This is a genomic window from Blautia sp. MSJ-19 (assembly GCF_018918125.1).
GTDB lineage: Bacteria > Bacillota > Clostridia > Lachnospirales > Lachnospiraceae > Blautia_A.
Map to the genome: position 1 here is coordinate 35395 of NZ_JAHLQA010000009.1, position 11757 is coordinate 47151.

11 protein-coding genes are annotated in these 11757 nt (G+C 38.8%); 1 reads left to right on the forward strand and 10 read right to left on the reverse strand.

Translation table 11 applies throughout. The annotated features are described in order from the left end of the window. Positions 1-58: 58 nt before the first annotated feature. The 7 genes from pnuC to ltrA all read right to left on the reverse strand — a co-directional run bounded on the left by pnuC (position 59) and on the right by ltrA (position 8684). Positions 59-751: a nicotinamide riboside transporter PnuC gene (pnuC, locus tag KQI91_RS05525; RefSeq protein WP_216391865.1), complete on the reverse strand. Its 693-nt coding sequence runs from the start codon at positions 749-751 to the stop codon at positions 59-61. A 90-nt stretch (positions 752-841) separates the two neighbouring features. Further along, a complete protein-coding gene (locus KQI91_RS05530; protein WP_216391866.1) occupies positions 842-1663 on the reverse strand; it encodes a MerR family transcriptional regulator in 822 nt (273 codons plus the stop codon). A 4-nt stretch (positions 1664-1667) separates the two neighbouring features. Continuing rightward, the gene (locus tag KQI91_RS05535; protein WP_216391867.1) at positions 1668-3026 is read right to left on the reverse strand and encodes an MATE family efflux transporter; all 1359 of its coding nucleotides are present in this window, start codon (positions 3024-3026) and stop codon (positions 1668-1670) included. 148 nt (positions 3027-3174) lie between these two features. Continuing rightward, the gene (locus KQI91_RS05540; RefSeq protein WP_216391868.1) at positions 3175-4353 is read right to left on the reverse strand and encodes a cation:proton antiporter; all 1179 of its coding nucleotides are present in this window, start codon (positions 4351-4353) and stop codon (positions 3175-3177) included. Between the two features lie 180 nt (positions 4354-4533). Beyond that, positions 4534-6126 carry an AAA family ATPase gene (locus KQI91_RS05545; protein ID WP_216391869.1) on the reverse strand — a complete coding sequence of 531 codons (1593 nt, stop codon included), beginning with the start codon at positions 6124-6126 and terminating at the stop codon, positions 4534-4536. A gap of 123 nt (positions 6127-6249) precedes the next feature. Beyond that, entirely contained in the window at positions 6250-6996 is a 747-nt protein-coding gene (locus KQI91_RS05550; protein WP_216391870.1) for a class I SAM-dependent methyltransferase, read from the reverse strand. A 371-nt stretch (positions 6997-7367) separates the two neighbouring features. Then, entirely contained in the window at positions 7368-8684 is a 1317-nt protein-coding gene (ltrA, locus tag KQI91_RS05555; RefSeq protein ID WP_216391871.1) for a group II intron reverse transcriptase/maturase, read from the reverse strand. Between the two features lie 660 nt (positions 8685-9344). On the opposite strand from ltrA, the gene KQI91_RS05560 reads away from it, so the two are divergent. After that, entirely contained in the window at positions 9345-9626 is a 282-nt protein-coding gene (locus KQI91_RS05560) for a DUF6061 family protein (RefSeq protein WP_216391872.1), read from the forward strand. Here the strand turns inward: KQI91_RS05560 and KQI91_RS05565 are convergent. The 3 genes from KQI91_RS05565 to KQI91_RS05575 are packed head-to-tail and all read right to left on the reverse strand — an operon-like array spanning position 9623 to position 11741. Continuing rightward, on the reverse strand, positions 9623-10387 hold the full coding sequence (locus KQI91_RS05565) for an SDR family NAD(P)-dependent oxidoreductase (protein WP_216391873.1): 765 nt from the start codon (positions 10385-10387) through the stop codon (positions 9623-9625). The genes KQI91_RS05560 and KQI91_RS05565 overlap by 4 nt on opposite strands. An 8-nt stretch (positions 10388-10395) precedes the next feature. Then, a complete protein-coding gene (locus KQI91_RS05570) occupies positions 10396-11154 on the reverse strand; it encodes an EFR1 family ferrodoxin (RefSeq protein ID WP_216391874.1) in 759 nt (252 codons plus the stop codon). Beyond that, entirely contained in the window at positions 11151-11741 is a 591-nt protein-coding gene (locus tag KQI91_RS05575) for a TetR/AcrR family transcriptional regulator (RefSeq protein WP_216391875.1), read from the reverse strand. Before KQI91_RS05575 ends, KQI91_RS05570 begins: the two co-directional genes overlap by 4 nt. Between the last annotated feature and the right edge of the window lie 16 nt (positions 11742-11757).

Here is an 11757-nt window from a genome sequence, read left to right on the forward strand (position 1 = left end):
CTCATAACATTCTCCTTTTCGTTTGCTAAGATAAGTATAATTGCATATGCCGTAAATATCAAATATTTATATCCGGCAAAATCATAGCTTCTCTTTTTTTCCAACTGACAAATCCATATAAATCATTGATGAAAAAAATCATAAAATTAAACGCTACTGGCACATACGCTGGATTTTTTAAGGATGCCAGTATCCACAAAACAATCAGTATAATATCATTCGACGCATATCCCAGTGCATAATAAGAAGATCGCAGAAGTGTCAATGCTGATGCGAGAAAACTGGTTGTAATAGATATTGTACTGAATACAATGTTTGGCGTATTTAATGCCCGAAGTATAAAATAAAATATCAGTGTTGTCGCCACACCAAAAATCACAAGTCCGGCAATATGTTTCGAGGTCAGCTTCTGAATTGCAACACTGCTCCCGTTTTCAGATGAATTCTTTGCCCATGTGATAATTGACCATACTGACATTGGCAGAGACATTCCAAGGTAAGTGATCATCTCACCCCAATAGTGAAAACGCCATGAAATAACCGCATATAAAATGCAAAATATGGTCATTAAGATTTGCGACCAGACATTGCCTTTGGCAGCAAAAATTAATGCTGTAACTCCGATGCAGGTAGCTGCTAAAGTGAGCAGGTCAATATTTCCAGTCATTATATTGGAAATAATCACCGCCAATAATGAGCCAAGCCACAATGCCCATTCTTTTTTTGTCAGAGTCTTTATTGAATTGCACATAATTACACCTCATTTCTTTCCCAAAACGCCAAAAGATGGTACTCCGGAATTTTCACGGAATACCATCCTGCCCATTGGGAATCTTTTTAATCATTTTACAGGAATACAGATTTCTGTCACAAATTTTTCCGGATCATTTGTGATGCCGTAGTCAATAAGTGTGATCTCACGGGAAAATCCGACAATCTGCATCTGATGTTTTTTTATATAATTCAGTAGTTTCTTATACTGTCCCGGAGCTTCTGCATGACTGCCCCGGAAGCACAGACGGACACATAATGATTCCTCCACAGGCATTGTCTCTCCATCATAGATGTCTTCATCGTCCAGTATCAGAAAGATGCCGTCATATTTTTGGTATTCCGCTGACTGTAAATGCTCTGGCGAAATTCCAAGTCCGACCTTGCCAAGAAATACGACTGCCTCTGCCTGTGACTGATCCAACTTTCTGATAGGAGCTTCCATATCCTGGGAGTCTTCTATTTTCAGCGGAGCATCCATCCATACGATCCGGCTTGCCGGAAGCTGTACTAATGTCACAGTATCCAACGGCATATTCTGTGCCTCTGCCAAACCATTTAAACGATGATTTATTTTTTGCTCAATGCGCTTTAATTCCTGTTGTTTTTCCAGAACAATCTTTTTTTGCTGCATCAGCTTTTCTTCAATGTTACTTATGTCCCTGTTTTTCAGAAAATCCTCTATTTCAGTCAATGGCATATCCAAGGCTCTTAAATATCGGATCGTATTAAGTACCTCAAACTGTTCTGTTCCGTAATAACGATACCCTGTATCTGGAGAAGTATATTCCGGATGAAGAAGTCCAACATTTTCATAATGCCGCAGGCTGCTGACACTGATATGAAAAAGTTTCGATACTTTGCCTATGGAAAACAGCCCTTTTTTGTCCATATCATCACGCTCCCTTCCTACTTATCGGTTCTTTATGATACATCAACCCAAATGCGATCACACAGATCAGCACCGATAACAACGAACCTGCTGCTGTCGCCAGTCCCATCGGAAACAATGTTGTCTGAAATATCCGTGATGTCAGATAAACTCCCGGGATACGGACCAGTACGATTGCCAGAATATTGTGCAAAAATGACAGTCCGGATTTTCCGCAGGCACAGAAATAACCACTGAAGCTAAAGTGAATACCTGCAAAAATACAGTCAAAGATGTAGCCTCTCAAATACTGACTGCCAAGCCGTATCACATCTGCTCCATCTGATGTATTCCCATCTGTAAATAAAGAAACAATCGGTCCGGCAGTAAACTGTATTGTAATCACTGCCAGTATTCCAAATCCAACTGCGATCATAACCGCATACCGCAGGGTTTCCATGGCACGTTCCCTTTTTCCTGCCCCGATATTCTGTGCTCCAAGAGCCGAAACTGTAGATAACATAGAGGACGGAACCAGAAACAGAAAGCTCATGATTTTCTCTACAATGCCTACAGCCGCTGCGTCATTTAGCCCTCTCTGGTTTGCAATGATCGTTATCACAATAAAAGCAACCTGAATCAGACCGTCCTGCACAGCGATCGGAATGCCAATAGAAAGAATTTTTCCCATCACCGGTCGATGCGGTTTGAAATCTGTCTTAATAAGCACAACGCTTTTCCTTTTTATAATAACGATCAGAGATACCAGTACGCTGATTGCCTGAGAAATGGTTGTTCCAAGTGCCGCACCAGCAGGGCCAAGCCTGAACACACCCATAAAAATGTAATCCAGCACGATATTTGCCACACATGCCACAGCAATAAAATACATAGGGCTCCTGCTGTCTCCCATACCTCTGAAAATAGAGCTGATGATGTTATATGCTGTAATAAACGGAATACCAATAAAACAGATCGTCAGATATGTGACCGTACCATTTACAGCCTCCGAAGGTGTAGACATTGCTGCTACGATCGGGTGTACCAGGGTAAGCAGCAATGCCATCCCCACGATAGCAACTCCCATAAACAGAACAACCGTGTTTCCGATAGCTTTGGATGCCTGTTTTTTATTATTCGCTCCAATTGCCTGGGCGATACTTACCGTTGTACCCATAGCAAGACCTACGATCATAACTGTGATCATATGCATAATCTGTGAGCCGACAGATACCGCAGTAGTACTTGCCACACCGTCATATTGTCCAATGATGAACAAATCAGCCATCCCATAGAGTGTCTGCAAAAAATAGGAAAGCAGGTACGGAAGGGAAAACAAAATTACATTTTTGAAAACACTTCCTGTCGTAAGATTTTTTTCCATAAAAATTTCCTCTTTCTTATCTGATATAAACATATCATAAACTCTATAACAGTTGTAGAGTCAACAGGAAATTTTAAAAGTATCAAATTATCTTTTTATATTTCTTATGAATCTCAGTTGAATATTCAGAATAGTTACTTTTCATCAACTAATTTCGCTGTAACCATTTCTTATACGACAGGTCAATGGCAAACGCCCCTAACGGTGCGGTAAGTACTATCGCAAGAACCGCCACTGAAAGTACCAGATCTCCACAGGAAAGCCCTAATGCAAGCGGTATTCCTCCAATTGCAGCCTGAACAGTTGCTTTCGGTGTGTATGCTATCATTGCAAACAATCGCTCTTTTCCTTTAAGACTTGTTCCTAACAGGCATACAAATACGCCAAGCATTCTAAATACCAATGCGCCAATAATAACAATCAGAGCCTTGGCTCCAACTTTTCCAAGGTATCCAATGTTTACAGTTGCTCCTACAAGCACAAACAAAAAGACTTCTGCCGCAACCCATAACTTTCCATATTTTACAGAAAGTCTTTTCGCAACAACTTCTCGCTTTTTCTGTAATCCTATACCAATAAACATAATAGCGATCAATGCTGAAAATGTAATTGCTGTTGTCAGTTTGTCTTCTATTACCACAAGCAAAAATGAAATACTCAAAATAATAAGCACCTTTGACGTATCCCGGATATGCACCTTCTCAAAGAAATAAGCCAGCAGAACTCCAAGTAACAGTCCGATCACAATTCCCAGGAATATTGAGATCGGAATATTTACAAACTTAAGTAGGGAAGCTCCTTCGCCCTGCATCATTCCAACAAATGTAGAAAACAGAACAATAACATACACATCATCAACGGATGCTCCTGCAAGAATCAATTGTGGAATTCCTTCGTTTACTCCATAGCCTTCATCCATAAGCCTGACCATCCTGGGAACAACAACAGCCGGTGAAACCGCTGCAAGTACCGCACCCATAACAGCCGCCTCCAATACGGTCAATCCCATCAACTTTGGTGCCAGTAGAATCATGCCGATCAGTTCAAAAGACGCAGGTACAAAACACATAAGAACTGCGGGTCGTCCAATTTTTTTAAGTCCGGATAAATCCAGTCCCAGACCCGCTCTTGTGAGGATAATGATCAATGCTATTTTACGAAGTTCTGCAGATATTCCAAGAATACTGCCATCCAATAGATTAAGTCCATATGGACCCAAAATAATACCGGTAATTAACATTCCAAGCAAACTCGGTAATTTGATTTTCTGGCATATCCATCCCATGAACATTCCCAAAATAAGAATCAGCGAAATACTTAATAACATAATTTTCCTCCTTCTATACGCAGAAAAAGCTGACACTTTCTGCGTTCGTTTAATCGCAGAAGTCATCAGCTTTCATAAAGCCGGAAAATTGTTAAAGTTTTTCCATGCTTCTGGATTTGCATTAAATGCAATTTCTCTTGCATACTTTGGCATAAAAATTTCCCTTACGGATTTTTATTTCTATTTTTCCAGAACCTCAATCGCACATTCATGCTTTTTCGTTTTCTTATTGTAATTAATACCAACAAGCAATATCTTTCCTCGATATTCTTTTAATACATTTCCATAATTCTTTTCTTTAATCTGATCCAATGCGCCAGAAACACTCTTGTCCCATTTTAGTTCAATTACTACTGCTGGTTTATCCAAATGTTTCTTTCTAGGAATCATACATACATCTGCAAATCCCCTGCCTGATGGCATCTCTCGAACTATTGTGTAGAATTCCCGTGCAAAATAAAACGCAAGATTAATTGTACAACTAAGTGAGTTTTCATCATTATATTGAAGAATCGAAACTTCTTCATGTGCCTTTTCAATTCCCGATGCAACAGCTTCTTCATCCAATGACCATAATGCTTCTAATAATCTGCGGGACGATTCCACTGACTCTGCTACGCCATACCAGTTCATCGTACTAATTGCATTCACATATTCCTGTGAGACTTCTTTGTTTGGAATTTTCACAGTTTCATTTATACTGTCATAAGTCAGATATCCTAAATGTACCAGCAATGTCAATACATCATCCTTCGTAGCAAACGTAGTCATATCATTACTGAATGTTCCAACATTAACTGAAACAGCTTCCCCTGCAAGCATTCTAATTACAGAATCTTTCAGCCCATCCATATTCATTTGAATATAGATTTTTAATGCTTCATAGGTCTCCGTCTGATTCCAGTAAGTTCCAAACTTATGCCGCATCATAGCTTCTACAACAGATTTAGGATTATAGATGGAATAAGATTCATTTCCAGTCTGACGGTGCATAATCAAGTGATATCCATCATACCAGGTTTCCGCTTCCTCAAAACTCATTCCATATTTTTCACATAAATCCAATGTTTCCTTCTCTGTAAAGCCAAAATATTCTGCCAACTCCCCCGGATCTGTCATTGAATATTCAGTAAACATATTTAAAGCCGAATGAGAACCATATTTTTTTATAGGCAAGATTCCTGTCATATACGCCAATGCGACATAATCTTTATCTTTCAACCATACCCGAAGAAAATCCAGATATTTTTTCTGTGCATTATAATCTTGCTGATATTCTCTGAACAAACAATCCCACTCATCAATCAAAATAACAAACGAACATCTTGTTTTACTATAAATATCTTTCATTACCTGAATCAGATTATCTTCATCACGAAAACGTACATTATCAAAATGATCCTTCAAATCAAATATCACATATTTCTGTAGCATAGCAAGCATCTCATCCATGCTATGTGTCATACTGAGAAATTCCTGCATATTTACCTTAAGTACATCATACTGATTCCGATGCGTCTGATAGGAAGCTGACTGGCTGATTTTAAGCGAATCAAACAGCTCTGAAGAATCTTCTCCACGCTCATAATATGCTGCCAGCATATCTGCGGCCATTGACTTCCCAAAACGTCTCGGTCGGCTGACACAAAGAAATTTCTGACGAGTATTAAGAACTGCATTTGTTTTATCAATCAAGCCTGTTTTGTCTACATAAATTTCAGAATTCAAGCTTTCCCGAAACCCTTTGTTTCCCGGATTCAGATAACTGCTCATGCAACTTCCTCCCTGTCAAATCTTTTATGATTTTTATTATACTGAATTTCATTAACAACCACAAGGAAAATGCAAATTAAGAACCTTCATTTGATAAATTTAATTGTTCTTGCAAACTGGAGGTTAAATATGTGCGATTGCTCTCAATCTGCGGTAATCGGCAATCCATTCATCACCATTCCAAAGATACTCTTTTGTTAAATCCTCAACTTTTTTTATGATTTCTTCCTGCGTTTTTTCCGACATCAATTCCAAATCAGATGCAAAAAATTGTCTTATCCAATTTGCTAATCCTCTCTCATGATCTTTTAATGGTGTCGTTCTATTGTAATCATAAATTTTATCAATCATAAAGTTGTTCTTTTTCAGCAAGCCAGAAAAAGTATCTACAGTTGGGAAGTTGAACTTAGGTTTATATTTATATTCAAAATCCTGGCAAACACTCATAAAGGCATTCTCAATGGTAGCAATATTGCCATTTGCACCAAATTCACAAATCAATAATCCATTTGGCTTCAACACTTTATAAACTTGCTTTAACAAGGTATCATGGTCAGCTATCCAATGAAAAACCGCATTTGAGAAAACAACATCAAACTGCTTCTCAAATGGCAAATCGAGTGCATCACAAACCACAAATTGCATATTGGAATATTGTTTTTTCGCCTTTGCTATCATACTTGCAGAGCTGTCCACGCCAATAATTGTATCTGCGAAATTCGACAGTTGTGCAGTAAGCATTCCTGTCCCGCACCCCAAATCCAAAATGCTTTGATTTTTATTTTCAGGCACAAACTCTAAAAGTCCTTTTCCGTATTCTGCGACAAAATCATGCTTATTATCATACAACACTGCATTCCAATCGCCCATACATTCACCTCCACAAATTCCGATTGTTCTACTTCTTTTCAATGAGCCACCTTCTTGCCCTTCGGATAAGAAGTATCCCTCGCTTTCAGCTCGGTTAATTCTCCTCAAGCCATTGAAAACACTGGATTTATCGCAGGTGAGCTTTCCCTTATTGTTTTCCTTGTGTTATATCGTCCCACCAGTGTTTACGAACTCTGATAAGGGCAAATACAAGGGTGCAGGACATCCGGTGGATGTCCGCTTTGCACCGACCGAAGCGGCAGCGGAGACCAAGAAAATCTCTAGTAGATATGGGGATTACTCCCCATACCCCTACACAAAACCGTACGTGCGCTATTAACGCATACGGCTTTTCACTTTATATTCATACTTTATCTATAAAACAAACTTACCTTAATACTCGGTTCTAATAATGGGAATGTTCGAAGCAGTCCATTAAAGAAAGTATCCAACGTATAACTTCTTTTCTGACTTCTCCGATTCATCCATTTATACAATAACCATTTGGTCTGCACAAGAAAGTTCTTCACTTCTCTCGTATTGTCGGTCACTCCATAATACTGGTAATGTCCACGCAATTTTGCATTTACTGTTTTTAATATCAATTCCAATGGCATTGTCCTATGTGTCTTTATCCATTCTTTCATTGCTTTAATTTTACTGCGGAATTTCTTTTTGCTGGTCTTTACCCTACAACGGAAAAACTCTCTCTTTCCGTCCATTCCGCAATAAAACGTGAAACCAAGAAAATCAAAGGTATCTGGTTTTCTCTCCCCTCTTGCTTTTCTGTTGTGCCTGGCAAACCTCCCGAATTCCAATATCTTTGTCTTTTCTTCTGCCAGTTCCAATCCGTATTTAGCAAAGCGTTCTTCCAGTCTCTGCTTAAATATTTCAGCTTCATACTGGTTCTGAAAACAACAGACAAAATCATCACAGTATCGGATGAGATAACATTCTCCTTCACACTGTCTCTTTACGATTACATCAAACCAGTTATCCAATACATAATGCAGATATATATTTGCTAGTATCGGACTTGCCCCGTTTCCCTGTGGGGTTCCTCGTTCGCTGTCAAGGTATTTGCCATTTTCCATGATTCCAGCTTTCAGAAATTTCTCTATAATCTCAAGAAATTTCCGGTCTGCTATATCATGCGCCAACATCTTCATCAGCCATTCATGGTCTACATTGTCAAAGAATCCTCTGATATCTGCTTCTACCACATAGTTTGTCTTTCGATACTGTACCCTCTCTATGATTTCCCTTACTGCCTGATGGCAGTTCCTGTTCGGACGGAATCCAAAGCTCTCATTATAGAACTTCGGTTCATAAATCTGTTCCAGTATCTGTGCAATCGCATTCTCCACCAGTTTATCTTCGTAACAGGAGATTCCCAGTGGCCGCATTTTGCCTTTTGTTTCCTTCGGAATATAGACACGCCTTGTTGGATTTGGACGGTAGCTTCCGCTTTTCATCCGTTTCACAAGATTCGTGAGATTTTCCTCCAGATTCTTTTCGTAATCTTCTTTGGTCACCTTATCAATTCCATACGCTTTCTTCCTGTCTATAGTTTTATGGATTGCTCTCAGCGTATCCTCATTGATGTAGGATGCAAGATTCTGAACCTTTCTGTCAGTTCTGTTTGCTTTCGCGATATTATACTGTATTCCAAGTAACTCATTCACCATGTTTATCAGCTCTCTTTTGTCTGCATAGTTCTTTTGTTCTTGAAGCTATAAAGTGCACAGCCCTTTTCTCCATCTGCTTTCACAGACTTCTGCGATAATATGGCTGTGTCGGACTTCCTGCCACTTATTTGGATTCCTAACGCATTTCTTTGTTTTGGTTTCCATATCTTTTTTTCAGGAAATGACAGGATCTCAGCTGTTCCGATAACATACTTATCATCAACCTCGCCAAGTTCTCAGACTGGGGGATGCCATTATAACCTTGCCTTATCGGTCATAGTGGTGTTGTCTGCTGTGAATATGAGCACATCGACCATTTCCAACCTCATACTAATTTCCCAGCTCAATCACTCCACTTTCGTTTCGGCTCTGTTGCTCCCTGTCCTACGCTTAAACCTAATGTTGCCATTTTGGTTCCAAGGACTCGGTACAGGCGGTTGGCCAGACCTTACCTGATAGGATTTTCCTACTGTATGATTATCAGCTTACCAAAGCTTACAAAATTTCTTCTGCTCGCTAGGGGAAATCAGCTATGCTGATTTCACAGCTCGCACCATATAAAACAGTATAACACAAAATGAAATTGACATGGTGAACTGATTGAAATGCTTCTGATTTTTGTAACTGATGATTGATTGAATGATAAGGAGATAGGATACGATGAGAACAATATTTGCAAAATACAATCCACAACGCAATAGCATTGATGTTTATACCAGTACAAGTTACATGCTTCGCATTGACTGTTGGGAAGCAGAAAAGAATTTAAAGACTACACCCGGATCAGATTGTGCATTAAATGCACTTGCCATTGATGAACCGCTTGAATATGCAAGGTTATATCTTGATGGAATTTTGCAGATGTGGGTGGATGCGGAAGATTTTCTGTATTATTTACCATCTGGAAAACTTTTGCAAACCAAAAATCATTGCTTCCTTTAATAAAATTTTTTTACCACTTTCATCATCCATAATGATGGAAAAAACTTACTTACAACTCGATAGGATTTATAAAACATCCCCGGTGTATAAGCACCTTTTCCTTTTTCTGCTTTTTCCAATGCTTTAGCAGTGATTTCTGACATATCCAGAAACGGAAGCTTATTGATTTTCTGGCTTTGCCGTCCCTGTCCTTTCGGATTCATTTCTGTATCCATATTTCCAGGACAAAGAAGAAGTACATTGATATCTTTATCCAACAACTCCTCACGAAGTGCTTTACCAAAATAATAAACATATTTCTTTGTTGCACTATATACTGTCTGATTTGGAACCGGTACAAATGAAGATACCGAGCATGTAATAATTGTGTAGCTACCTTTTTGCATATAAGGAAGCATGATTCTCTGAATCAACGTCATTCCCTTGATATTAACGGAAATCATATCTAAAATATCTTCCTGCCTCATATCAGCAAATTTACCTGATTTTTCATATCCGGCATTATTGATCAGCAATTTTACCTGCGGTTTTTCATTTTCCATTTTTTTGATCATTTTATCATAGGAAGATTCCTCAATTAAATCCACCTCTATTGCAACCACTTTTTTATTCTTGTATTTTCCGGCAAGTTTATCTAATCGTTCTTTTCTTCTTGCCAAAATCCAGTATTCATCCATCTGCGGATACCTGTTTACAACTGCTTCTAAAAACTTTACTCCAAGACCTGATGACGCTCCTGTAATGACTGCTATATCTGCCATATTTCTTCCTAAATTCTTGTGTAAGGATTTTTATACTGTCCATGTCTGTCAGTTTTTCCATTGCCATAGCTGATTGCGAATTTCGGGCATCTGTGAAGACAGCCAAGACACATTTCACATTCTTCCGCCTTCCAGACAGGATCCCCTTCTTCCATCCGTATTGCTCCGACAGGACACTTTTTTGCACACAAACCGCAGCCAACACATACCTCTTTGTTTACGGACAGATTTTTTGTTTTTCTTTCTGTAGCATACATATAAGCTGCGGGAATTGCTGTTATCCACTTTGGTAATTTTCTGTCTATAAAATCACCTTTTCTTTTTGAAATTATATTGTCGATAACAAGTTCCAACTGCTTTTTTCCGTCACTCAGCCACTTATCAACTCTATTCTTATCCGTAAGGTCAAACACCGGAGTCCATGTATCAGGCATGATCACACTATAATACGCATCAAACTTCTGTCCATGATGAGCCATAATGTCCTTCGCCATGCTTCCAGCCTTACCTGTTGTTGTCCCATAGCTGGCAAGGAAAAAAGTATATCCGCAATTTTCTGTTCTGAGTTTGTCCAGATAGTCTGCAACAATCCGTGGAAGACGCCAGAAATAAGTCGGCACTACAATTCCAAGTATTGTTTCATCGAAAAAAATATACTTGTCCTCACGGATGCAGTCTACGATAGACATGCATGTTTCGTTTGTTTTCTCTGCAATCTGTTCTGAAATATATTTTCCGTTTCCAGTTGCACTGAAATACAAAATCATTTTTTATGAGCCTCCTTTTCCACACTGCCAAGAAGAAATCGGACTGCCTGTAATGCCTCCTCTTTGCTTAGCTGTTCCTTTGTAAAAAAACATTTTTCAAGTAGCATTTCAAGCGTAGCGGCATAGTAGTCAACCATAACATCTTCACGCACAGGAAAATCTTTCGTTCCGGGACATTTCCTTATTACCTGCCCTATCTGCTTTTTTATAAAAGCACGCAGAGAAGCCATACATCTTCCTTCCAGACCGTTTTTTAATAAAATCCGGTAAATCTGTGGTCTGTACTGATCAAGATATCCATACAACAGAGAAAATATCTGCTCTGTGTTTTGTTCCCCCTGAACATTCAGATATTTTTCTATATCCATATCTTTCATAATTGCAATCCAGCAATAATCCATCAGATCATAAATGTCATCAAAATAATTATAAAATGTTGACCTTGGATAATTGCATAGACCACAAATTTTCTGGACAGAAATTTCCTCTAACGGCATATCTGCCAGCATCACTATCATTTTTTCTGAAAAGTCTGCTAATGTCCTTTTCGCAAATCTGCTTGTTTTACCTGATAAATTAACTTTCATGTAAATTACTCCAGTT